Consider the following 22,755-nt stretch of genomic DNA (forward strand, 5'->3'; position numbering starts at 1 on the left):
CGCTGCAGGTCGATGACCGACAATCCGACAGACAGGAAAGGCTGATCAGATGCAGGATGCTCTCACCATTGCGCTTGTGCTGGAGACCTCGGGCGGTGGCTCGGGGCGGCACGCGCTGGATCTGGCCGAAGGGCTGGCCGCAGAGCAGCACCGGGTTACGGTGATCTGGTCCCCGGTGCGCGCGCAAGCGGATTTCGAGGCGCGCCTGACCGCGATGGAGGGCGTGCGCAACCTGCCGCTGGAAATGCACCGTGCCGTGGGACCTCATGATGCCGCGCGCCTGCGCGCGCTCAGCACCCTGTTGCGGGCGGAGGGGCCTTTCGACGTCGTGCATGGCCACAGCTCAAAGGCCGGGGCGCTGGTACGGCTGCTGCCGCGCAGCATCCCCGGCGCGCGCATCTACACACCGCATGCCTTTCGCACCATGGATCCAACCATGGGTGGACGCGGCAGGCTGATCTACGGCACGATTGAGCGATTGCTGGCCAGGCGCACGGACCGCATCATCACTGTCAGCGAGGCAGAGCGTCAGCACGCAATGGAGATCGGCATTGCCGAGAATAGACTGACGACCGTCGTCAACGGCGCGCGATTGCCAACCCATGCCAGCCGCGCCGCAGCGCGGGCTCAGATGGGTTTGGACGAGGACGCCGTAGCCGTGGGGTTCATCGGCAGGCTCGACGATCAAAAGGCTCCGCTGCGCTTCGTCGAGGCGGTTACGAAAGCGGCACAGCAGGCGCCAGCGCTGCGCGGCATCGTGATCGGCGACGGCCCGCTGAGGGCAGAGGCCGAAGCGCTGGATACCCGCGGCGCGCTGCGGTTTTTGGGGTGGCAGGACGGGCCTGCGCTCTTTCCCGGGCTCGATGTGTTCTGCATGACCAGCCACTATGAGGCGATGCCCTACACGCTGCTGGAGGCACTACACGCCGGTGTTCCCATCGTCACAACAGCTGTGGGCGGCGTACAGGAGACGGTGCGCGATGGCGAAAACGGCTATGTCCTGCCGACCGATTGTGGTGCCGACGCGCTGACAGCGCCTCTTGTCAGCCTGACCAGTGATGCCGAAACGCGCCGGGCCTTTGGCGCCCGCGCGCGCGACTTGGCGCAGCGCCGGACGGTCGAGACAATGGTCACGGAAACACTGGCCGTCTACGCTGCGGCGCGCTGAGAGACGACGACCCGGATCCATCAGCGCGCGGCTGGTCAGACCGAAGACCGCACGCGCCGCGGCATGAGGATGTCGATTGACGGTCGCAAAGATACCACAGCGCAGCGCGGACGGACCTGTCCGAGGCCCGCCCGCTCCGTCCCGCCCCACGAGGCCGCTTGATATGCAGGAGCATAGCAAAAGGCAGGAGCAGTGGTTTTCTGGCGCGGCGCCTCAAGGTGCCATGCGAAAAACCTGACTCACGCAACGCTGCCAGAAATCAAAGATTTCAACGCGTTGCGTGATTCGTGGTGTTTGAGGCATTTCCTCAGACGCTGACATCGGCGCGTGCCGCATATGCACCAGCCGCCGGTGCCGCGTCGCGGGCGACCGCATCAATGTCGCGGGTAAACGGCGTCTCCGTGACCGTCGCCCCGGCCAGACCCTCTGCAGCACTGCCCACCGCCAACGACAGATCGGGCGGTGTCGCATCCGGCGCCGCGAAGGAAGGATCGACCCCGATAAGATTGTCCGCCACCAGAAAGCCCGGCTTGTCCACAAAGGTGTTCAGGATCCGCATCTCTGCGGTGTCATTCCAGACAATATTGCCGATGAAGTCCACATTGCTGACCACGCCCGCGGCTTCAAAGTCGGCATCCGACCAACCCGAAAGGTTCAGGTCTCGCCCGGTGCCAGCCCGGTTCGCATTGTAGACCGTATTGAACCGTATGCGGATGTCGCGGATCACCCCGTCCGGACCGTCCTTTTTGGGGTGTCTCTGGCAATAGATGCCCGCAAGATTGGTGTCCCAGACAAGGTTGTTATAGACGTCGATATTGGAGAGCGTCTGAAGGAAGTCCTCCGGACCCTCCTGCGCTGTAAAGACATCGTAGTCTATATCCTTGTTGCCCGCCTCGCGCGCCAATACGATGCCAAGATCACAGTTCCAGACGTGGTTGTTGTAGATGGCCACGTCCTCGACAAACCGGCGCCCGGTATCGAGGTAGATGCCATACCGCTCCACGTTCCAGACGCGATTTCCGTAGATCTCGCCACCGCGCACACCGGCTTTGTAGTCGATCCCGTACTGCCGCGTGTCATGCACATCGTTGTAGCGCGTGATGATGTTGGCGGCATTTGCCGCGACCGAGATCGCCTCAGCCACGCCGCCCGGCTCACCCTGCGGGTTGTTGGGGTTGTCGTTGTAGTCCGTGATCACGTTGGTCTTGGACAGATCGTTGTACTCCATGACCACATCCGTAACACGCGCCAGGCGCGGTTCGTCTCGCGGGATGATCGTGGAGGAGTTGTTGCCGCCGACATAGATCGCAGAGCTGCCAGTCATCGTGATGAGGTTGTTGGCCAGCACATGATGGCCGTGCTGCTCGCCTTCATCGCCACGCACGAAGATGCCGCAGCGCCAGATGTTCCGGATCGCCAGATCCCGGATGTGAAGATAGTCCTGCGACCGGATGTAAATGCCGTCCCGGGTCGCCTCATCCTCCGGGATCCCCGGTCCACCGTAAGTGCGGTGCAGCAGCAGGTCGCCCTCGATGACCGCCTGATGCTCTTCGCCCGGCAGGGTCCGCACCGTGATCGGGTTCTCCTCAGTGCCACTGACGGGGATCTCGAAAGGCGCGTAGACGCCGGGGCGCAGATATACCGTGTCCCCCGGGCGCGCGGCAGCGCAGGCTGCTCCCGGTGTCCGGAACGGGGAACCGAAGGCACCGGTGCCCCGCTTGTCATCCCCCATGGGCGAGACAAACAGCTCGCCCGGATCAGGCGTATAGATTGTCTTGCGCGACCGGGCGCTGCCGACAGTCACGTCCATCTCGATTTGTCGTCCGGCGACGCCACCCTCCTTGCGACAGGAAAACGCGGCAAAGTCTATCTCTCCGGTCAACCGCAGAACGGCCGATGCATCGCTGTTTTGCGCGACCAGCGTAACCGCATGGTGCCCTGCCCCGGAAGGCAGCCGCACAAAGGCAAAGGGGGATCCGGCGTTCGGTGCTGTGAACAACCGCGAGTCCCAGGTCGCGGACCTGATGTGATACCGCAGCGTGTAGGATGTGCCGATTTCCAACGGCTCTTTCAGCGAAGACACAATCGTGCCATCGCCGCGCAGGGCGCCGGGCTCCTGCAGGGTCGCAAGTTCGGGATGTGCGACACCGTCCGGCAAAGGCAACTGCCATTCGGCCTTGCGACAGGACACGAAGCCAAAGGTCAGATCGCCGTTGACCCGCATCATCGCGCGCACCTCGGTGCTTTGTGCCACAACGATGATCTTGTGACGACCAAGCGCAAAACTCGCCTTTGCCGAAAACGGGAAGGGAGAGCCGCCGTTGTCCGCAAAAAAGAGCCCTTTTGTGCCGCCGTCAGCCAGAACTTCATAGGAGACCACATAGACCGCGCCAACCTCCAGAGGTTCGGTCAGGGCTGTGACGACGGTCCCATCGCCTCGTACGCGCCCGGGCGTGGGATTGGCGGCCAGCTGCGGGCTGGCCGGTGCCGCAACCGTCTCCAGATACGACTGCCCGTCCACATCGAAACGGTTCAGGGCGAGCTCATCGCGTGCCGCCGCAGGGACCCGGTCGATCAGCACCCGCAGCTTGCCCGGCAGCATCTCGGTCCGGGACCCGACAGAGCGTCCACGGCTCGTGGATCCACCAGCGACCGCGCCGATCGAAAGCGCGCCCATCATCAGTAGAGCCCCACGATCCCGGAGGCGGTTGTGCCGGATTGTTTCACCTCCGTGCAGCGGATCGGGTAGATCATACCCGGCTGGACGGCGATGAAGGTAACGGTCTGGCCGTGGGCCGTGGTCAGGGTCAGGTTGCCCTCGCCCCCGATATAGATGGCCCGCGTAACATGGTTCAGGGCGGTGTCATCCTGAGGCGTGATCTGGAAGGCGCCAAAGGCAGGTGCATTCAGCCCAGGGCTGTGACTTTCGAATGAATCAGACATGGTCAAAGAGTTCCCGGTATCAGTGACGTTACAGCCCCTAGCTATGCGCCAAGAGGTCTTGCCAAGCGGCAAAACCAACGCACGGACCATTAACCGCAGAACCCGACCGGACGGGGAGTGCAGGCTCAGTCTAGGATAGGCGTGTCAGTTCAAATGGATAGGGCTGACCTGCGCTAATCCGCGGCAGTCAACTGATCCTCGATCGTCGCGCAGAGATCATCCAGGCGTGACAGGTCCGCCGGAATCATCAGATCAAAAACGGGCGCACCGGCCACAACTGCACCGCAGCGTTTGAGATGGTTCGCCAGATGTGCCTTGCCCAGCCGGGTCTCGCCGTAGCGCGCCATGAAGGTGTAGCGCAGCACCATCTGCAGCGCTTCATGCGCCGGGCGCGGCACGACTGAAGGTTCCGTCACCTCCTCGCTGCGCCGCAGGACAAACAGCGCCCCCAGCGGTACTGGATCTGCCGCCATCGGGCTGGGCATGCGCTTTTGGACCTTGGTCACCGAAGGGTGGATCAGCCGGTCCCCGTCATCTTCCGTCAGCGCCAACGCATCCACGGAATCCGGCCACAGCTTCATGCTGGAGAACCCCGGCCAGATGATCGGCGCAGGCGGATCAAGCAGCGCACCGTCCACCGCCACCAGATCGTCCGTCACCGGCACATGCCCGCGCGACAACAGCGCCGCGCTGGTGGTGGACTTGCCCGCCCCTTTGTCGCCCAGAAAGATCGCCGCGCGCCCGTTCACCGACACCGCGCTGGCGTGGAGACACAGGATCCCGCGCCGCTCCAGCACCAGCGACATGACCAGCCCGAGGAACGCCTGAGAGAGCAGATGGTCCGACACGCCCTCCTGCGGCTCGACCCGCACCGTGCCGGGATCATCGATGCAGAACGTGCCCACCGCGCGCCAGTGCATGTACTGTCGTTCCGGCTCGATCTCGAAGTAGGGGTCCAGTTGTGGGGGCGTGGCGGGGTGCAGCCCCTCGCTGCGGATGACCCGCACCGGCGCCTCATCCGTTGCGGCTTCAAGCGGCTCCAGCACGTCAAAGGCAAAGTCCGAAATCACGGTCAGGCCGAAGACGGAATAGATGTGGTGTGCCATCAGATCAGCGTTCCCTTGTCTTGCGCGTCTTGCCAGCGCGCGTGGGCCTGTGTCCAGTGGATAAGCACGGCGAGCCGCCAAAGCGCGCGTATCGCCGCCACGTCGGTGACCTTGCCGGAGATGACGCGCGCCCTCAGGCGTTCGGCTGCCTGAGCGTCGACCAAATCTGCCAAGGGCGCGAAAGCGCGCGCATCCTTGTCGCGGTAGTAGCTCAGGACCACGTCTTTCAACTCATTGCCGAACTCGGCCTTGTCGCGACGCAGACGAATACGGTCCGGCAGCACCCCAGCCATGGCATCCCGCAGGATCCAGCGGCTGCGTCCGTCTTTCAGCTTCAGGTGGGACGGCAGGGCGAGCGAAAAGGACAGCACCCCCCAGTCAAAGAACGGATAGCGCGGCAGGATGCCCTGCGCCGTGGCAGAGCGGTGCAGCACCTCAAAGGACTGGGTCATAAGCGGATCGGTCACCGCAGCCATGTGCATGATCTGCTCGGCACGCTGAAAATCCGCGCGCGTGTTCAATGGCGGGTCTGTCTTGTACCGGCGTGCATCCAGCCCCTCGCGCAACGCCGGCGCCACCAGGCTGGCGGCACCATCCCGCCAGCCCGCCAGAGACGCACGGTTTTGTGAGATCCGCGCCAGCTTCATCAGCACCCGCCGGACCGGATGGCCAGGGCGCATCCCGCTGTACCGGGCGATGTGGCTCAGATAGACGCCTATTAGCGGTACTCCATGGATCTGCGACGCTCCCCGCGCCTCGCGCCAGAGCGTCACGAACCGCCGGGCGGCGGCAAGCTCCACCAGACGGCCATAGCCATGCGAGATCACCTCATCCCCACCATGACCGTCAATCAAGGCGGCCAACCCGAGTTTGCGCGCTTCTGCATATATCTGACGGCTTTTTGGCAGACCCGGGGCGAGAAAGAGATCCATCTGCTCTTCGATCACGGGTCCTAAGGCAGAAAGCGGCGGGGCGGCGCCAAGCGGGATCTTATGCGGCTCTGACCCGAAGGCATCATTCGCAGCATCGATGAACGGCGTCTCGTCATAGGCTTTGTCGTCGCCATAGACGAACGACAGCGTTGGCAGCGGCTCGGACGCTTCCGCAGCGGCCAGACCGGCCAGCGCGGAGGAATCTAGCCCGCCGCTGAGCATCGCGCCAACCCTGCCATCGGCCCTCAGGCAGGCCGCCGTGGACTGCTGCAAGCGATGCCGCAGCTCGGCCGCCGCGCCCGCCTCGGGCTGCGGTTCGGGCTGGGTAAGCGACCAGTAAGGTTCAACGTCCGGACCTTCCTGTGCGCTGACGAGACGGTGACAAGGCGGCAGACGGCGGAGCGCGTCAAAGGCCGTGCTGAGCACATCGACTTCTTCGCCCTGAACGAAATCAGCGATCCGCACCGGGTCAGGCGCCAGCGGCACCGCTGACAGATGCAGACAGGCGCGCATGTCGGAGCCGCAGGTGAGCGCGCCCCCTTTGATCACATGGTAGAACGGATAGAGACCCAGACGGTCGCGGTACCCCTCGGCGGCACCACGTTCGAGATCGACAAAAACGACCGAGAAAGCCCCGGCAACGTCCGCGGCAAAACGCTCTCCCACGGCCATGCGCAGATCGAGCAGCAAAGCGAGATCGTCCCGTGCCGCCGTATCGCTGGTCGATCCCAATTGCGCCAGCACCGCTGGGCGGTCGGTCAGGAACGCGATCCCGCACACCAGCCAATTGCCCGACCTGTGGCATCCCGCAGAGCCGTGGATCGCAACATCCATGTCTGCGCCCGGCTGATCCACCTCCCAACCGGCGGCTGTCATACGGCTCAGACGTGCGGCATCGGTTGGAGAAGAAACGGGCGCGGCGCCGCTCAGCGGCAGGCGCACGGCATATGCATGGGTCATGGTGATGCTGGCGCACGCACCGGTGTGGGCAGATCGAGGATCTTGTTGAAGTCGAGCAGCGTTCCCTCGTCCCCTTCCAGCACCACCTGCCCGTCCCAGCTCAGCCAGGCATGCGCCTTGAACACGCCGTTGCTATCTTTTTTCAGACCCATGGTGATGGTGGAGGGGATGCCCTTCCAGGAGAGCATGGCCTGACAGGAGATCGTCTGCGTTAGACAGCTGGCATCCGGGATGAACCGGGCGATGCGTGCCACGGCCCGGGTAATACGCGCGACGGTCGCTCGCCGTGATGTCTGGGGATCTTCGGGGCAGGGGCGCACCAACGCGCTGCGGATCCGCTGATAGCGTGTGATCCAGAGGGCAGCGCGCACGAAAACGACAACCGCCAGAGCCAACGCATAAATGCCTGTCCAGCGGACACGGCGCATGTATCAGGCGACCTCAGCGGAGGCCACATCCACCACATTGGCCTCGATCATCTGGCCAAGCAACGCCTCGATATCGGGGCGACATTGCTCGGCCGTGACATCAAAGGTTTCGACGACGACGCCCACCAGATCATCGACTGTCTTGGGCTCAGCCAGTGCCAGCCACAACGCCGAGGCAGTCGCATTCATGGTAAAGTAGGTGTTTGTCTGGAGATGCAGAAGTGCACGATCGCCACCAATGTCGCAGTCGACGACATCCGGCTGGGCGACATAACTTCTTTCAAAGGACATAGGATGGATCCAGTTGTTATTCACTTCAGGGGAAGCATCGCGGATGCCGCATCCCTAATATTACTCAAAAGCCGCGGCAGGAGGATTCACAAATGAGGCGCGGCTTCACTCCTCTTTCGTGAAAAAAACCGGAGCCCGGAATATCCGGACCCCGGCGATCTCTACGGTGACAGGGACGTCCAAAAAGACGTCCTCTGTTCCCTATTAGGACAGGGTCACGTCGGAAAAAGGTGTGCCAACGGGGAACGCTGCGTCGAGCGATGTACCTGTTGTCCCACCTTTGGTGACTGCCTCGACCTTGCCGTGCGCACGCAGAACGGGCGCCTCATAAGCTACTTTAGTCATGACTTCTCCTTTCGTTTAACCGTAATAGTTAAAACGTATTAACCATATTGACCGTCAGCGGAGTTTCTCAAGGGCTTTTGATGATTTCCGGCGCATTTTTGCCGAGTTTTGTGGCGCTGCCCTTTTTTTAGGCTCACACCTTAACTGCGATATCCGCGGCCCTGACGTTCGAACATTTCAGCGTACCGCCCGCTTTGCCCCATCAATTGCGCGTGGGTGCCCTCTTCGACGATGTTACCGTTATCAAGAACGTACGTATAGTCCGCCTGCCGGATCGTGGACAGCCGGTGGCTTATGACCAACGCGCCCCGACCATCGAGCTTGTCCCGGAAGCCATCAAAGAGCTCCGCCTCTGCGTTGGGGTCGATCGCACTGGTCGGCTCATCGAGAATGATGAATTGCGAATCAGGAAAAATCGCCCGCGAGAGCGCGATCTTTTGCCATTGCCCACCGCTCAGTTCGACCCCACCATCGAACATCCGGGACAGAACCGTATCATAGCCGCGCGGCAGCTCTTCAAGCACCTGATGCGCGCCGGTCAGCTCGGCCACGGCGCGCAGTCGTGTGTCATCACTGGTCTGCCCCAGTTCGGCCAACCGCATGTTGTCCCGACCCGAATAGGCGAACTGCGCAAAATCCTGAAAGATCACGCTGAACTTGCGGCGGTAGGCCACGGGGTCAAAGCGGCGCACATCCGTGTTCTCAAAGCGCACGGTGCCTTCCTGGGGATCATAGAGCCGGCAAAGAAGCTTGATCAGTGTCGTCTTGCCCGACCCGTTGCCGCCCACAAGGGCCGTGAATTGACCGGGGCGGATGCGCAGTGACACCCCGTTCAGCGCGGGCTTTTCCGACGCCGGATAGGCAAAGGTCACCTCGTCCAGCACCACCCCGTCCTCCGCCCGCTCGGGCAGCGGGATCGGCATCACATCCGGCTTCATCAGTGGCTTGAGATCCAGAAAGGCGAACAGCTGATTCAGAAAAAGCTGATCGTCATAGAGTTTGGACAGGCTCGTGACAAAATCACGCCCGGCGGTCTCCGCGCGCACCAGCAGCAGTACCACCATGATCAGATCGGACAGTGTCGCCTGCCCGGTGCTGAAGCGGTAGAGAATGAAGGCAGCCGACGCCAGTACGACCAGCGTCCCCACCACGGACACGAGGCTTTCCGCAATGGACTTGCGCCGCTCGATGGCGAGATAGTCCTTTCGCACCATCTTGCGGATGTCCATGTACTGGCCGCGCAGATAGGCACCCAGATCCCACAGGCGCACCTCTTTGGCAAAAGGCTGCGACGTCATCATGTAATCGGCATAGGCGGCGTGCCGTTCCTTTTGAACCAGCGCGCGCTGTAGTCTGAACCTTTGGCGGGTAAAGCGGATCTGCACGACAAGCATCAGCCCCACGGCAGCAAGGCTGATCGGCAACAGTCGCCATTCCACAAAGAACAAAACCGCCGCGATACCGGCCAGCATCATCCCGCCCCGAAAGACATTCAGCGCATTGGCGATCACCTGTGCGGGCCGCTGGGCCCCCGCCTGCCGCGCGCGCTCCAAGTTGTCGTAATAGAGCGAGCTGTCGTAAAAGCTCAGATCCGCAGACACGGCCCGTTCCTGAATGGCCCGGTTGACGTAGTCGCTGACAACAAAGCCCTGTGCTGCGCGAAAGTAGTTTGCAACGGAGTTCATGATGCGCCCCGCCAGAAACAGCAGCAGGACCCCGCCAATCGCCCAGAGGATCGGCGCGAGTTCCAACGTGTCAGTGCTGGCAGTGGACTGTGCAATATCGTCGATGGCCAGCTTGACGGCGAGCAATGCGCCGAGGGTCAGGCCGATCTCCAGCAGCGTCGCGGCAAATACGCAGATCCCGAGCCGTCTGCTGCTGTACTTCAGCAACTCCAGCACCTTGCGCCACAGCGCCATGGATCGTGTTAAGCGGTCGGGAAGGGAAAATGCGGTACGCGCCATGACTGTGATCACCTTTCGGACGCCTGTTTAGGACGGCGTCCCCGGCAATACCATCGTCAAAATGCTAGCCCCGCGGCGCGGAACTAACAGCATTTGTGAAAGTGAGGTCAGGCGTCAGCGCCCGGTCGCGCCGACCACCGACAAGCCCGTCATCATGATCAGACGGACGTCCGTCACGAGAGACAGCTTGCTGGAGTAGTCCAGATCCAGTTGAACGCGCTCGGAGTAGGTCACGTCATTGCGTCCTGACACCTGCCAGAGACCGGTGATGCCCGGCGTCATTGACAGATAGACAGGCCGGTGCGGACCGTATTTGTGCAATTCAACCCGAACAATGGGCCGCGGACCAACAAAGCTCATCTCGCCCCGCAGTACATTCCAGATCTGCGGCAGTTCATCCAGGCTCGTCCGGCGCAGGAAGCGACCCAGACGGGTGATCCGTGGATCATCAGTCAACTTATGGTCGCGCTTCCATTCCTCGGCTGCCGCAGGATTGGCCGCAAGATGCTCACGAAGTCGTGCTTCTGCGTCCACGACCATTGTGCGCAATTTCCAGCACCTGAAGACTTTTCCGTGCCGCCCGATGCGCTTGTGTGCAAAGAAGCCCCTACCACCATCGCGGACAGTTACGCACCAAAGACCGGCGATAACGGGCAATATCACTGGCAATAAGATTAACGCCAAAGAGATATCAAAGAGGCGTTTTCCGGCACGCCTGTAGACCGCAGGAACGACCTTACGCCCCTGAAAAAGCTTAACTTTTTTGGTGTCAGCATAATCAGAAATCATAGCTATCGTTATCTCCTGAAACGTCTTTGGTTTGAGAAGTTTACCGGTCATTAACCATCTCTGGTGCCGAAGTAGAGCAAGGGGAAGTGAAAACGAGCGAGTCAAACCGAATAAGCGAATTCCCTCCTGAGTAGCGCTTAAAAATTAGGCACTCGCGCCGTACACATAGCCGTGAGCGAGAGTGAACAGCCTCGTGTGACACGCAGATGACACTGGCATGATTCTACCATGACGAGTGGGTGCCCTCCGTGCGGCGCGGTCGTTTCGCCTGGGAGCGAGCGTCAGGAGCGACCCGAGAACCGGGCCACGACGATACCGGCCGCCTCCAGCGCGCGACGCACTTCGGCTGCGATCTGCACCGCTGTGACAGTGTCGCCATGCAGGCAGATGGTATCGATGTTTGTCTCGATCCGCTTGCCCGTGGCAGTCAGGATCGCGCCCGCCTGCACCATCTCGACCATCCGGCGACCCGCGACCAGAGGATCATGGATCACCGCGCCTTCGATGCTGCGATCCACCAGTGTGGCATCCTCGTTATAGGCTCTGTCGGCAAATATCTCCCCGGCGTAACCGCAGCCCAGAGCCTTCACCGCCGCCTCCTGTGCCGTTGCACATAGCACCATGACGATCAAATCGGGGTCGACAGACAGTGCGGCCTCGTAGCAATCACGGGCCAATGCCTCATCCTCAGAAGCCATGTTGGCAAGCGCCCCGTGCAGTTTGAGATGCCGGACCCGCGCCCCGAGCGCCTTTGCCATCCCAACGGATGCCGCGACCTGATAGCGGATCAGGTCCTGCAGTTCCGCCCGCGGCAAGCTGAGACGGCGGCGCCCAAAACCCTGCAGATCCGCAAAGCCCGGATGCGCGCCGATGCCGACGCCGTTCTCCATGGCGATGCGCATCGTCCTGGCCATCACGTGCGGGTCGCCCGCATGCGCCCCGCAGGCGATATTTGCGGAAGTCACGGTTTGCAGCAGCGATGCGTCATCGCCCATCACCCAGGGCCCAAAGCTCTCGCCCATATCAGCGTTCAGATCGACAGATGTCATGGGGTATCTCCTTTAGTCAGGCACATGCGGGTCCAGCGCGGATATCGCGCCACTGACCAGTTGGTAGCCAAGCAGGTCGGGGATGTCATGAGGATCTCGGATCAGCGGGAATACGCGGTGCCTCAGCGCATCCCGCTCAGCCCGGGCGCGCCTCTCGATCTCGATGGCTGCGTCGCGGGTGACCTCTTCGAACCGCAGCGGCGCGCCCGCGGGCGCCTGCGCCACGCGCGGCAGATCCGCGTGGATCACTGTCGCTATCCGCGGATACCCTCCGGTGGTCTGGCTTTCGCACATCAGAACGTAGGGCGCACCGTCGCCCGCGATCTGAATGTCACCGGTGGTGATGACCTCGGACACGATGCTCAGACCACCCTCTGCGTGAAACCCTTCACCGTCAGACTGCAGACGCACGCCCTGCCGGTTCGCGCGCGCATCCCGGCGAAAGGCCGTCCGGGTCAGGCGTGCACGGGTCTCGGGCAGAAACAGACCGGACTGGAAGGACGCGATGACACGCACGACGCCTCCTTCGAAACGGCTTTGCGGTGTCAGCGCCCTGCCACCACTGGCCTCAGGTGACGGGCAAATCGGCAGGGCATCGCCCTGGCTGAGCAGACCGCCTATGCCCGCAGTCAGATGAGCTGATCGGGCGGCCATCTCCAGTGGCCTGTCAATCCCACCGGCCACATGAAGGTAGCCGTAGACACCCCTCTGCGCACCGCCGATCACCAGCCTGCCCCCTGCGGGCAACATGTGGCTTGCCGACCAGGTGAGGGGTCTGCCGTCAAGTGTGGCGCGCATTGGCGCACCGGTCAGCGCGATGACCGTATCGATACTTGCCTCGAAACTGCCACCCGCGCCCATCATCTCTATCGCGGCCAAGTCGGGATCCTGGCCCAGCAAGGCCGCCCCCTCGTAAAGCGCCAGAGGGTCCGCAGCTCCGCCGCGGGTCAGACCCACGCTCAGATAGCCATCGCGCCCCAGATCCTGAACGCTCATTGCAGGCCCCGCTGCAACGATGCGCAGCACTGCGCTCACGGGATCGCCTCGCGATCCACCGCACCAAAGGGCGCGTCGGTGGCCAGTGCGTCAAAAGCCGCGCGGTCGATGGCCGGGAACACCAGTTCATCCCCCGGCGACAGTGCGATGGGTGGGTCAGCTTTTTGGTCAAACGTACGAAAGGCCGTCTGGCCCACATGCCGCCAGCCGGTCGGCGTGGGTGCGGTAAAGACGATCAGCTGGCGGATCGCGGCGACCAGTGCGCCCGATGGCACCTGTTTGGTCAGCCCCTGTTGCCGGGGGATGTCCCACGCCTCCCCCAACAGACCGAGGTAGGGTTGCCCCGGCGCGAACCCCAGGGTGAAGACGCGCACCCGGGTGGTGGACAGCGTGCGGATCGCCGCGTCGGGGTCCAGCCCCGCCAGCTCCGCGGCTTCTTCCAGTTGCGGGGCGAGATCGGTGCCATAGACCGTCGGCACATGCCACAGCGTGCGGCCTTCGGGCAGCGCTGCCGCGGTCCAGTCTTCACGGGCCAGCAGATCCTCCAGCCGCGTGCGGATCGTCTCTGCCGGGACGGTGACGAGGTCCACCGCCACATAGACGGAGACGAGCGACATCATTGTCTCGCTGACCTCTGGCCAGTCCTCATCCTCGACCGCCGCTCGAAACGCCAGTGCGGCCCGGTTGGCGGGCTCGCTCATCTCGCTGCCAAAGCTGACCAGCAGCCCGGTCAGCCCTACCAGACGGATATGCGGCTTGGCAGTCATCTCAAGCCGTCAGACCGTAGAGCCGCGGCAGCAGGACCGGTGTGAGATACATGGGCAGCTGCCAGCAGGCGACAAAGATCATCACAGGGCCCAGCATCTCTGGCGGTAGCGAAATGAGGAAAAGCGCGATGTTGCGGTTGCCCGCCGCCAATGCCAACGGCCCGGCGACCGGTGCGAGAGCGGAGCGGCGCAACAGTATCAGAGCTGCCGCCTGCAGCCCGAAGGACAGCGCGAAGGCCGACAGCGCCCAAAGGAACGCCTGTCCGGGGTCGTCGCGCAGCATCGGGCCCAACGCGGCCATCAGTCCGATCACGATGATGGCAAAGAATAGTACTGCAGCGCCGTCCATCGCGGCAATCTGGCGTGGATCCGGTCTGGGCAGCAGGATAGCGCGCAGGGCAAACCCTGCACAGCAGGCGCCGAGGATAATCGCAAGCGCCCGAAGTGCGACGACCAGGAGCGCGGCGGGTTCGGCCACGACAGGCAGGCTCATCAACACCGGCAGAATGGTCAGTGGAAAGAGGGCCGTGCCCAGCACCAGAAATTGCATCATGCGCGCGGGATCCTGCCGCAGAATGATCGCAAGCGACGCGCCCCCGGCGATCGTCGGCGCGGCACAGGCCAGGGTCAGCGCCAGAGCCAGCGGCGTGTCGCGCAGGCCCATCAAGGCAAAGGCCGACACGACGCCGAGCGGCAGTACCAATTGCAACACCAGCACCGCGGGCAGGCTCCATCGCAAATCGCCGAGCGCCCCCAAAGCAGCGCGATGCCCGATGCGGAACGCCGTGATCACCAGCAGCACCGCGACCATCTGCGGCAACCATGGCGCCATGGCAGCGGCAAGTCCCGGCAAACCCGCACCGATCACCAGACCACCTATCAGCAGAAATCGGGAATGGGTTGCACATAGGCTCAGCGCCCCCAGCATCTAAGGCGTGTTTCGGATGTTTTCCGGCAACCACGTCGCGATGCCCGGGAACCAGATCAGCACGAAGACCATCAACACCATGATCAGGAACATCGGCAGGGCTGCGCGGGTGATATAGCCCATCTCGTGCCGGGTCATGCCCTGCAGCACAAAGAGGTTGAACCCGATGGGCGGGGTGATCTGCGCCATCTCGACCACGACCACCACGAAGATACCGAACCAGATCAGGTCGATCCCTGCGTCGCGCACCATCGGCTCCACAATCGCCATGGTCAGTACCACCGCCGAGATGCCGTCGAGGAACATACCCAACACGATGTAGAAGACCAAGAGCGCCATCAAGAGCTCAAACCGTCCCAATTCAAGTGCTGCGATGCCGTCGGCCAATGCGCGCGGCAGGCCGGTAAAACCCATCGACAGCTTGAGGAAGGCGGCCCCCGCGAGGATCAGCGCGATCATGGCGGAAGTGCGCATGGCACCCATCAGGCTTGCACGGAAGGACGCAATGCTCAGCGATCCCTGTGCAGCGGCGAGCGTCAGCGATCCCAGAACACCTATGGCTGCGGCTTCGGTCGCCGTGGCGTAACCCAGATACATGGACCCGATCACGACCGCGATCAGCGCGAAGACGGGCGCCAGAAACCGGGAGTTGCGCAGCTTGTCACCTAGTGACATGCCCGTTTCGACCCGCGGGTTCCACTCTTTCGAGCTGAGAGAGACGATCGCCACATAGGCCATGAACATCCCCGCGAGGATCAGCCCGGGAAAGACACCCGCAAAGAAGAGCTTGGTGATACTTTCATTGACCGAGACGCCGTAGACGATCAGCGCGAGGCTCGGCGGGATCATCAGGCCCAGTGTCGCTGCCCCTGCCAGCGTGCCGATGACCATCTTTTCGGGATAGTCGCGGGCGCGCAGCTCGGGGATGGACATCTTGCCCACCGTGGTCAGCGTCGCGGCGGAAGAGCCCGAGACAGCCGCGAAAACGGTGCAGGCCACGATATTTGTGTGCACCAATCCGCCGGGCAAACGCGCGAGCCACGGTGACAGGCCCTTGAACATATCTTCGGACAGCCGCGTGCGGTAGAGGATCTCGCCCATCCAGATAAAGAGCGGTAGTGCCGTCAGCGTCCAGCTGCTGGAGGAGGCCCAGATCGTGGTGATCATGGCATCGCCCACGGGTCGCGTGGTAAAAAGCTCCATCCCCACCCAGGCCACGCCCATCAGCGCGAGCCCGACCCAGACGCCGGTACCAAGCAGCAGGAAGAGCACCACAAGGAAGAGAACGATCGCGTACAGCTCGGTCATGGCTTCATTCTCCGTGGCTCTGCTCGACCGTGTCACTGGTCAGCCGGTGCTCACCGCGAAAGATCACGTGAAAGAGGTTGTCGGTAAGTGCGATGGCCATCAGCCCGCCACCCACCACCATGACGGATTGAGGGATCCACAGCGCCGTGGCGTCCTGGCCCTGGCTGACCTCGTTGAATTTCCACGACCAGTAGACGAACCAATAGGCGTAATAGGTGAAATACCATGCGACCGCCGCACCGATGGCGAAACACCAGATCTCCAGCAGCCGCTTTATCCCGGCCGGAACCGCATTCAGCAGGATCGACACCCGGATATGCGCGCCACGGCTGAGCGCGTTGGCAAAGGCCAGAAAGCTCGCCGCCGCCATGGCATAGCCCGCGTAGTCTGGCGCGCCGGGAAAGATCTCGCCCGTCCAGCGGGCCACCATCTGGGCGACGATCAGCACGAGGATGGATATCAGGCAGAGCGCCGCAACGATGCCCGAGCACAGGTAGAGAAAGTCGAGTGTCCTGCGGATCACCTGCATATGCGGCACCTCCCCGGGGCGTTGCTGAATGAGGGGCGGTCCGGCAAGGGGCCGCCCCATGTTAGCGGCTTACTGCGCGGACTTGAACGCATCCACAAGGGCCGCGCCCTCATCGCCTGCCGCTTCCAGCCACTCGGCTGTCATGGTCTCACCGATCTCGCGCAGCTCTCCCATCAGCGCATCACCGGCGGGTTGTACGGTCATGCCACCCTCGGCCAGCCCGTCCATGGTGAACTGGGTGTAGTCCTGTGAGGCTTGCAGGCCGCGGGCTTCCGCCTCGGCGGCACAGGCCGTAATTGCTGCCTTATTGGCGTCAGACACATCCGCCCAGACGTCCTGATTGACCATCACGTAGTTGCGCGGCAGCCAGGCATCGACTTCATAGAAATGCGTCAGGCTCTCCCAGACCTTGCGGTCGTAGCCCGTGGCACCGGAGGATACCATCGATTCCGCGACGCCCGTGGCAAAGGCCTGGCTGATCTCCGCCGCCTCGACCGTCACCGGCAACATGCCTGTCAGTTCCGCCAGACGGCTGGTGGTGTTGTTATAGGAGCGGAACTTGATGCCCTCCATATCGGCAACGCTGTTCACTTCCTTCTTGAAGTAGAGCCCTTGTGGTGGCCACGGCACGGCATAGAGCAGCGCGAGGTTCTGCTCATCGAGCAACGCTTCGATCTTCGGCTTGGCAGCTGCATAGAGCTTTTCGCTGTCCTCAAAGGAGGGCGCCAGGAAGGGCACGCTGTCGAACCCGAAGAGCGCGCTCTCGTTCTGGTGGCCGGAGAGCAGCCGCTCTCCGATCTGCACTTGGCCTGTCTGGATCGCACGTTTGATGTCCGCCCCGGCAAAGAGCGCGCCGCCAGGGTGGACCTCGATGGTGATCTCGCCATTGGTGCCGGTGCCTACGCAGTCTGCGAAGGCCACACCGTTTTCGGAATGAAAGTTGGAGGCGGAATAGGCCATCGGCATGTCCCATTTCTCCGCCGCGGCGAGGGATCCTGTGCTGAGCGCCAAGGCTGCGGTGCCTGCCATCAATTTGTTGATCGTATTCATCTTTATCTCCCGTGTTGCGTATCGTTCAGCGCGGAAGTTCGTCCCCCGTCGCATTGCGGATCTGCCGTGTGCCCTACCGTCGCGTGTGCACGCAGCCGGATGGCACTGACTGATTCACCCAAGGCAATACTGACGAACTTTTACAACACGTCAACAAAATGTTGACAAAATATCAGCGTTAGCCAGACTGGGACTATGTCGGATGGATTTTTGGGCCCGGTTGTGTCTTCGGCACATCTCGCAGACGGGTCATTCGCGGAGATATCGGAGCTGGAATACGGGCTGACGCTTGCCAACAATGCGTTTCAGCGTTGGATGGTGCGCGCGATTGCCATGACGGGCTTTCCCGAGTTGGGCGCGCTCGACGTCTTGGTGCTGCATTCGGTCTACCACCGCGACAGGCCCAAAAAGCTGGCGGATATCTGTATGGTCCTGAATGTGGAGGACACGCATACGGTCAATTACGCGGTCAAGAAGCTCATCAAGGCCGGACTGGTCAAGGATGGTCGCCAGGGCAAGGAAAAGACCGTTGCGGTGACGGACAAGGGAGCGGAGGCCTGCGTGCGCTACCGTGAGATCCGCGAAGGGTTGTTGCTGCGGGCGGTGGGCGATCTGGGGCTGGAGCCGGAACAGGTCAGCCACGCAGCATCGCTCTTGCGTCTGATGTCGGGGCAGTACGATCAGGCCGCCCGGGCGGCGACGACTTACTAGGCCAAACACCGGCAGCAGGAGGGGTGAAAGCCCCCTCACCCCCATCGAGGGGGATCGGCGGCTGCCCGGGCTGACGCCGGGCGGAACAGCGGAACCCGGTGCTCAGGCATCCCGGAGCCAGTGATCCTCGAACCCGTAGCGCGTAACACGCGCCAGCCGCACCAAACGCGCAAGTTCCGCCTCAAAAGCAGCGATGCGCCCCTTGCCCCACCGCACCCCCGGCTCGGGCCAGAGCGCGCGAACCCATAACATGTCGCGGTCCCGCCGCGCTTTCATGTCCACCCGGCCCACAAGCCGGTCACCTTCGAGGATCGGGAAAACGTAATAACCATATTGCCGTTTTGCTTCCGGCACGAAGATCTCGATCCGGTAGTCAAACCCAAAGAGCCGCCCCGCGCGTTTGCGGTCCCGCAGCGCCGGATCGAAGGGGCTGAGCACGCGTAACCTGCGCGTGGGTGGCACGTCCAACGCCGGATCCGCCATGATGTCCGGGCGCGCAAATACCTCGCGCCGCCCACCATCGGCGCAGGTGATTTCCACCGGCGCCAGCGCCCCGCGCGCCAACTCTGACGCGCACCATGCCTTTGCTTCAGGCAGGGTGACATGATCCCAAAAGGCCGCAATTTCAGCGGGTGTCGCAAAGCCCAGCCGCGCCAGCGCCTCTTCACAGCACCAGTGAATGATCTGGGTCGTTTCCTCCGGTTCCAGCGGCGTGCAGAGCCCGCGCTCGATCACCCGCTCCGTCAAATCGTATTTCTTGCGAAATCCATCCCGGCCCACGACGCAAAGCGCGCCGCTGCGCCAGAGATACTCCAGCGCGGTTTTCGAAGGATGCCAGTCCCACCAACCGCCTGACCCGCGCTTTTCACCCTGCCCCACATCCGCCGAACACAGAGGCCCGCACGCCCTGATCTGGTCGAGAACCGGCTGAAACTGCGCCTCGAAGCCCTCTCGTCGCCATTGGCTCCACTTCTCGCGCAACCGCGCCGCATCACGCTCCCGCCGCAGCTGCCATTGCCGGTAGAATGCCATGGGGATCACTGCCGCATCATGGGTCCAATGTTCAAAAAGCGCGCGATCCCGTTCGTACAGCCGTTTGAGCGCCTTGGGTCGGTAGCGCGGGCGACGGGAAAACAGAATGAGATCGTGGGCCCGCGCCAGCGTGTCGATGCTGTCGAGCTGCACAAAGCCCAGGTGCTCGATCAGCGACAACAGTGCTGTACCCGATGCCGGGCCGGCGGGGTTTTCGCTGAGCCCGTGCCGATCCAGAAACAGCCGCCGCGCCTGGCGGTTGTCCAGAACCGCGCGGTTCATCCGCGCCGGCTGCGACGCAGCGTATCTCCGAATGTGATCTTGGGCGTCAGCGTCATACGCACGGGCGGGCCCGGGTCCGCATCCTCCGGCAACGCATTGCGATCCAGGATGATCTGCGCCGCCGCCGCCCCGATCTCTGTCCGGCAGGCATCCATGGTCGCAAGCTGCCGCGGCAACCCCTGGAGCAGTTCGACGCCATTGAAGCCCGCAAGCCCGATCTGACCCGGAATATCAACGCCCTTGTCCAGCAGATACAAAAGACCGCCTGCCGCGATCATGTCATTCGAGTAATAGAGAAAATCGAGATCCGGCGAGCGCTGCAACATCTCATGTGTCATCTCGCGCCCTTTGGCCAGCGCCGAACCGCCGGAGTAGAAATCGCGCGCTTCGATCTCGATCCCCGCCTTAGTCAATCCTTCGGTGAACCCCTCGAACCGTTTGCGCGCGCGGTGGTCGAGCGGCATCTTGGTCCCCATGAAACCGATACGGCTGTACCCTTCCTTGAGGATCGCCGAGGCCATCATCCGGCCCGCGCGCCGGTGCGAGATACCCGCCATGGCGTCAACCGGGTTGCCGTCCGCATCCATGATTTCGACCACCGGGATGCCCGCGCCTTGCAGCATCGCACGGGCCGCATCCGAATGCTCCAGCCCGGCGATGATCACACCCGAGGGTCGCCAGGACAGCATCTCGTAAAGAACCTGTTCTTCCTTTTCGGGCAGGTAGTCGGTGACCCCGACGACAGGCTGCAGCGGCGTTCCCTCAAACGTCTTATTGATGCCCGTCAGCACCTCGGGAAAGACCATATTCGACAACGACGGGATGATGACAGCGATCAGATTGACCCGTTGCGAGGCGAGCGACCCGGCGATCTGATTGGGTACGTAGCCAAGCGTTTTGGCCGCCTCCAGCACCTTGTTGCGCGTCTTGATCGAGACATCACCGCGGTTGCGCAAAACCCGGCTGACCGTCATCTCTGAAACGCCGCAGGCTTCGGACACATCGCGGAGGGTCAAAGGGCGCTGTTTGGGTCTGGTCACTCGATACTCCCGTGCCGTGTCCCTCTTGGTAACCGAGCGCGCCCGTCCTATCAAGCATGGCTGGTCGTGTATACCATCGGGCTTTGATGCACGCCCAGAACGCCCGAGATTCTGTCGGCGCCCCACTGGTCGGTGCGCAGCGATATTCGAAAAGCTTGGGAGACGTAAAGCATGGCGCATTGAGGTGGAGTACAATGCTCTGACGCCGCCGCGCGCAACGGTAGACATCCACTTTGATGACAGTGACACGCTTGTCAGAACCGCACGCTATCCGCGATTCCGGCGGAGCTGAGCTTTGATTGAAACGGAGGCTCGAACATATCTTGGTACAGAGCAGATACGCGCTCTCTCAGACATTACGCCGTGACGAAGTTCGGCGGGCGCCCATTTGCAAAAGCCAGGCGGATGGACAATAGACCGCGCGCAGACTGACGTGATCGGGTCACCGATGACAAACATGATGCAATGGACTAGCACATAAAACAGCGGCCCTGTGGCTCAACTGGATAGAGCAGCCCCCTCCTAAGGGGCAGGTTGCAGGTTCGAATCCTGCCGGGGTCGCCAAAAACACCTGATAAATATGGTTTATTTTCAAGGGGTTATGTCCGATCCTGCAGAAACGCCCGCTTCGTTTTCCACCGAATTCCCCGAAAACGACCGAAATCTCGTACAAAACCTGTACAAAACTCGCACGTTTGTGCGGCTTTTGGGGCTATCCGATGAGCTGGCGGGTTACGAATGCTTGTGCGGAGCGGAAGTTCGGGAGTGCGACGCGCAAGCAGATCATCATGTTCCTCGCCGACAAGGCCGCGACGAGCTACATGGGTAGATTCAGGATTAGATCGACCTCGGCCTGATCACAAACCGCGCAACCATGATCGACGCACTCACCGATGCTGGCTTCGACCTGCCGCGCACCGGCCAGGCCTACATCACCGCCCGCGATCCTGAGACTGGCGAGCCTACCCGGGTGATCGAGAAGCTGAACGCGGAGCTCGACGAGATCAGACAGGAACACGTCGCTTCGATCTCGTCCCAGTTAAAGAGCTTCAGGATCGATTTGAAGAACATTGTGGGCGCCGCGGAGCATACCATCGCGAGCGATACGCGCCCGTTTCAGACCGAGACGGCGAGCAACGTCGTTCCAATGCAATTTCTCAGGCAACTCCAAGGCTCTAGCAGCAACATCATCGAATTGCACAGGCACAAAATCCCAAACATCGACCCCGAGGGTCACGGAATTTCTTGTACCAAGCCAGTTGTTGTGGACGTGACCGAACACTTGAATAGCGCTGCGTCGTGCATGATTCCATGTGATCATGGGGTATGCGTGAATCCGCACTCTTATGAGCAAATGACAAATTTGAGGAGTCATGCGCATTCTCCACAAGAAATGATGTAACCCACTGCTTCCAAATGACTTTAGCTAATTAGAGATTCACTAATGTCCCCTCAATCTTCAAGAAGACTTTCCTCAACGCGGAGGCTGAGTAGGTTATGTTCAAAGGCTCTTCTGCCGATCTCAGATCATTCAGTTTTTCGAACGCCTCGCGCCTTGTCTAATTTGTGTCGAGGCTTGCGCATTGGGCCACCATTGGGCGCGCAAACTGTCGAAACTAGACCATATGCCGATCAGTTCCTGAAAAGTGTTGCTTCGGCTTCATCACAACCAACTGCTCCGGAAAGCCCGAAAAGGTTGTTGTGGAAGGTTTCCTTGACGTTTGTGGCGGAAAACCTGGCAATTGTGGAAGACTCGCGTGACTACTCACGACAAAGGGTATGTCAGATGACAGAAAGTTTGACGCTTCAGTTTTATACAACCTGTTGAAAACAAAAAGTACTGCAGTCTATCCATGACACCAGATTATCGCTTCCTGACAACTTGACTGTCGCTTTATCCATCGATTTGTTCTCAGAACGTGGGGACATAACGAACGCAAGCTACAGTCTAAACGACCGCGGTTGGATTCCAACAATTTTGGGGCTTCAGTCTTTACCGCTTTTCGCGCGCGCCGAGACTCTCTTTGATGACGGCAATTTCTTCCTGAAGATGCGTGCCGGTGATCCTCCCCCACTGGAGTGGTCCTCCGCTATGTTTAGGAAAACGGAGGAATACCATGGCAAACAAGCGACCAAA

General features: G+C 61.8%; 21 protein-coding genes and 1 tRNA gene. 4 read left to right on the plus strand and 18 right to left on the minus strand.

Annotated features, from left to right (window positions below):
- Positions 1-49: 49 nt before the first annotated feature.
- Positions 50-1,168, plus strand: a complete 1,119-nt coding sequence (locus Q1A53_RS11925) for a glycosyltransferase family 4 protein (RefSeq protein WP_299966721.1) — start codon at positions 50-52, stop codon at positions 1,166-1,168.
- Between the two features lie 307 nt (positions 1,169-1,475).
- Here the strand turns inward: Q1A53_RS11925 and Q1A53_RS11930 are convergent, their stop codons facing one another.
- The 16 genes from Q1A53_RS11930 to Q1A53_RS12005 all read right to left on the minus strand — a co-directional run bounded on the left by Q1A53_RS11930 (position 1,476) and on the right by Q1A53_RS12005 (position 17,553).
- Positions 1,476-3,848, minus strand: coding sequence for a right-handed parallel beta-helix repeat-containing protein (locus Q1A53_RS11930; RefSeq protein ID WP_299966724.1), 2,373 nt, complete (start codon positions 3,846-3,848; stop codon positions 1,476-1,478).
- On the minus strand, positions 3,848-4,111 hold the full coding sequence (locus Q1A53_RS11935; RefSeq protein ID WP_299966727.1) for a hypothetical protein: 264 nt from the start codon (positions 4,109-4,111) through the stop codon (positions 3,848-3,850). Before Q1A53_RS11935 ends, Q1A53_RS11930 begins: the two co-directional genes overlap by 1 nt.
- 173 nt (positions 4,112-4,284) lie before the next feature.
- Entirely contained in the window at positions 4,285-5,217 is a 933-nt protein-coding gene (locus Q1A53_RS11940) for a hypothetical protein (protein ID WP_299966730.1), read from the minus strand.
- Positions 5,217-7,109: an asparagine synthase-related protein gene (locus Q1A53_RS11945; RefSeq protein ID WP_299966733.1), complete on the minus strand. Its 1,893-nt coding sequence runs from the start codon at positions 7,107-7,109 to the stop codon at positions 5,217-5,219. Before Q1A53_RS11945 ends, Q1A53_RS11940 begins: the two co-directional genes overlap by 1 nt.
- Positions 7,106-7,537 carry a lasso peptide biosynthesis B2 protein gene (locus tag Q1A53_RS11950; RefSeq protein WP_299966736.1) on the minus strand — a complete coding sequence of 144 codons (432 nt, stop codon included), beginning with the start codon at positions 7,535-7,537 and terminating at the stop codon, positions 7,106-7,108. The genes Q1A53_RS11945 and Q1A53_RS11950 overlap by 4 nt, the downstream gene beginning before the upstream one ends.
- 3 nt (positions 7,538-7,540) lie before the next feature.
- Positions 7,541-7,828, minus strand: a complete 288-nt coding sequence (locus Q1A53_RS11955) for a PqqD family protein (RefSeq protein WP_299966739.1) — start codon at positions 7,826-7,828, stop codon at positions 7,541-7,543.
- A 204-nt stretch (positions 7,829-8,032) separates the two neighbouring features.
- On the minus strand, positions 8,033-8,173 hold the full coding sequence (locus Q1A53_RS11960) for a lasso RiPP family leader peptide-containing protein (RefSeq protein WP_299966742.1): 141 nt from the start codon (positions 8,171-8,173) through the stop codon (positions 8,033-8,035).
- Positions 8,174-8,313: 140 nt separating this feature from the next.
- Positions 8,314-10,137 carry an ABC transporter ATP-binding protein gene (locus Q1A53_RS11965; protein ID WP_299966745.1) on the minus strand — a complete coding sequence of 608 codons (1,824 nt, stop codon included), beginning with the start codon at positions 10,135-10,137 and terminating at the stop codon, positions 8,314-8,316.
- 114 nt (positions 10,138-10,251) lie between these two features.
- Positions 10,252-10,977, minus strand: coding sequence for a sugar transferase (locus Q1A53_RS11970; protein WP_299966748.1), 726 nt, complete (start codon positions 10,975-10,977; stop codon positions 10,252-10,254).
- Between the two features lie 230 nt (positions 10,978-11,207).
- Positions 11,208-11,975 (minus strand): 5-oxoprolinase subunit PxpA, encoded by a 768-nt coding sequence (locus Q1A53_RS11975; protein ID WP_299966751.1) that lies wholly within the window; start codon positions 11,973-11,975, stop codon positions 11,208-11,210.
- 12 nt (positions 11,976-11,987) lie between these two features.
- Positions 11,988-13,010: a biotin-dependent carboxyltransferase family protein gene (locus tag Q1A53_RS11980; RefSeq protein ID WP_299966754.1), complete on the minus strand. Its 1,023-nt coding sequence runs from the start codon at positions 13,008-13,010 to the stop codon at positions 11,988-11,990.
- On the minus strand, positions 13,007-13,738 hold the full coding sequence (locus Q1A53_RS11985; protein ID WP_299966757.1) for a carboxyltransferase domain-containing protein: 732 nt from the start codon (positions 13,736-13,738) through the stop codon (positions 13,007-13,009). Before Q1A53_RS11985 ends, Q1A53_RS11980 begins: the two co-directional genes overlap by 4 nt.
- A 1-nt stretch (position 13,739) precedes the next feature.
- Complete coding sequence (locus Q1A53_RS11990; RefSeq protein ID WP_299966760.1) at positions 13,740-14,666, minus strand: hypothetical protein; 927 nt, start codon at positions 14,664-14,666, stop codon at positions 13,740-13,742.
- Positions 14,667-15,974, minus strand: coding sequence for a TRAP transporter large permease subunit (locus Q1A53_RS11995; RefSeq protein ID WP_299966763.1), 1,308 nt, complete (start codon positions 15,972-15,974; stop codon positions 14,667-14,669). It lies immediately after the preceding gene.
- Between the two features lie 4 nt (positions 15,975-15,978).
- Positions 15,979-16,503 carry a TRAP transporter small permease gene (locus Q1A53_RS12000; RefSeq protein WP_299966807.1) on the minus strand — a complete coding sequence of 175 codons (525 nt, stop codon included), beginning with the start codon at positions 16,501-16,503 and terminating at the stop codon, positions 15,979-15,981.
- Positions 16,504-16,572: 69 nt separating this feature from the next.
- The gene (locus Q1A53_RS12005) at positions 16,573-17,553 is read right to left on the minus strand and encodes a TRAP transporter substrate-binding protein (protein WP_299966766.1); all 981 of its coding nucleotides are present in this window, start codon (positions 17,551-17,553) and stop codon (positions 16,573-16,575) included.
- 195 nt (positions 17,554-17,748) lie between these two features.
- Between Q1A53_RS12005 and Q1A53_RS12010 the strand changes: the two genes are divergently transcribed.
- A complete protein-coding gene (locus Q1A53_RS12010) occupies positions 17,749-18,264 on the plus strand; it encodes a winged helix DNA-binding protein (protein WP_299966769.1) in 516 nt (171 codons plus the stop codon).
- Positions 18,265-18,366: 102 nt separating this feature from the next.
- Here Q1A53_RS12010 and Q1A53_RS12015 read toward each other — a convergent pair whose 3' ends face one another.
- Together Q1A53_RS12015 and Q1A53_RS12020 are read right to left on the minus strand one after the other, a co-directional pair.
- Positions 18,367-19,578, minus strand: a complete 1,212-nt coding sequence (locus Q1A53_RS12015) for a crosslink repair DNA glycosylase YcaQ family protein (RefSeq protein ID WP_299966772.1) — start codon at positions 19,576-19,578, stop codon at positions 18,367-18,369.
- Positions 19,575-20,618: a LacI family DNA-binding transcriptional regulator gene (locus Q1A53_RS12020; RefSeq protein ID WP_299966775.1), complete on the minus strand. Its 1,044-nt coding sequence runs from the start codon at positions 20,616-20,618 to the stop codon at positions 19,575-19,577. The genes Q1A53_RS12015 and Q1A53_RS12020 overlap by 4 nt, the downstream gene beginning before the upstream one ends.
- A 487-nt stretch (positions 20,619-21,105) precedes the next feature.
- Here Q1A53_RS12020 and Q1A53_RS12025 point away from each other — a divergent pair.
- Positions 21,106-21,182: transfer RNA gene (locus Q1A53_RS12025), tRNA-Arg, on the plus strand.
- A 310-nt stretch (positions 21,183-21,492) separates the two neighbouring features.
- Positions 21,493-22,020: a hypothetical protein gene (locus Q1A53_RS12030; RefSeq protein WP_299966778.1), complete on the plus strand. Its 528-nt coding sequence runs from the start codon at positions 21,493-21,495 to the stop codon at positions 22,018-22,020.
- Positions 22,021-22,755 lie beyond the last annotated feature (735 nt).

Source organism: uncultured Roseobacter sp., assembly GCF_947496515.1.
Classification (GTDB): Bacteria; Pseudomonadota; Alphaproteobacteria; order Rhodobacterales; family Rhodobacteraceae; genus Roseobacter.

Excerpts from the sequence above, each read along its gene's own strand:
- Q1A53_RS12000 (WP_299966807.1), bottom strand. The coding sequence starts at position 16,503 with ATGCAGGTGATCCGCAGGACACTCGACTTTCTCTACCTGTGCTCGGGC.
- Q1A53_RS12005 (WP_299966766.1), bottom strand. The coding sequence starts at position 17,553 with ATGAATACGATCAACAAATTGATGGCAGGCACCGCAGCCTTGGCGCTC.
- Q1A53_RS11925 (WP_299966721.1), top strand. The coding sequence starts at position 50 with ATGCAGGATGCTCTCACCATTGCGCTTGTGCTGGAGACCTCGGGCGGT.
- Q1A53_RS11995 (WP_299966763.1), bottom strand. The coding sequence starts at position 15,974 with ATGACCGAGCTGTACGCGATCGTTCTCTTCCTTGTGGTGCTCTTCCTG.
- Q1A53_RS11955 (WP_299966739.1), bottom strand. The coding sequence starts at position 7,828 with ATGTCCTTTGAAAGAAGTTATGTCGCCCAGCCGGATGTCGTCGACTGC.
- Q1A53_RS11975 (WP_299966751.1), bottom strand. The coding sequence starts at position 11,975 with ATGACATCTGTCGATCTGAACGCTGATATGGGCGAGAGCTTTGGGCCC.
- Q1A53_RS11935 (WP_299966727.1), bottom strand. The coding sequence starts at position 4,111 with ATGTCTGATTCATTCGAAAGTCACAGCCCTGGGCTGAATGCACCTGCC.
- Q1A53_RS11990 (WP_299966760.1), bottom strand. The coding sequence starts at position 14,666 with ATGCTGGGGGCGCTGAGCCTATGTGCAACCCATTCCCGATTTCTGCTG.
- Q1A53_RS11950 (WP_299966736.1), bottom strand. The coding sequence starts at position 7,537 with ATGCGCCGTGTCCGCTGGACAGGCATTTATGCGTTGGCTCTGGCGGTT.
- Q1A53_RS11940 (WP_299966730.1), bottom strand. The coding sequence starts at position 5,217 with ATGGCACACCACATCTATTCCGTCTTCGGCCTGACCGTGATTTCGGAC.
- Q1A53_RS11985 (WP_299966757.1), bottom strand. The coding sequence starts at position 13,738 with ATGACTGCCAAGCCGCATATCCGTCTGGTAGGGCTGACCGGGCTGCTG.
- Q1A53_RS11960 (WP_299966742.1), bottom strand. The coding sequence starts at position 8,173 with ATGACTAAAGTAGCTTATGAGGCGCCCGTTCTGCGTGCGCACGGCAAG.
- Q1A53_RS12010 (WP_299966769.1), top strand. The coding sequence starts at position 17,749 with ATGTCGGATGGATTTTTGGGCCCGGTTGTGTCTTCGGCACATCTCGCA.
- Q1A53_RS11945 (WP_299966733.1), bottom strand. The coding sequence starts at position 7,109 with ATGACCCATGCATATGCCGTGCGCCTGCCGCTGAGCGGCGCCGCGCCC.
- Q1A53_RS11970 (WP_299966748.1), bottom strand. The coding sequence starts at position 10,977 with ATGACCGGTAAACTTCTCAAACCAAAGACGTTTCAGGAGATAACGATA.
- Q1A53_RS12030 (WP_299966778.1), top strand. The coding sequence starts at position 21,493 with ATGATCGACGCACTCACCGATGCTGGCTTCGACCTGCCGCGCACCGGC.
- Q1A53_RS11930 (WP_299966724.1), bottom strand. The coding sequence starts at position 3,848 with ATGATGGGCGCGCTTTCGATCGGCGCGGTCGCTGGTGGATCCACGAGC.
- Q1A53_RS11965 (WP_299966745.1), bottom strand. The coding sequence starts at position 10,137 with ATGGCGCGTACCGCATTTTCCCTTCCCGACCGCTTAACACGATCCATG.
- Q1A53_RS12015 (WP_299966772.1), bottom strand. The coding sequence starts at position 19,578 with ATGAACCGCGCGGTTCTGGACAACCGCCAGGCGCGGCGGCTGTTTCTG.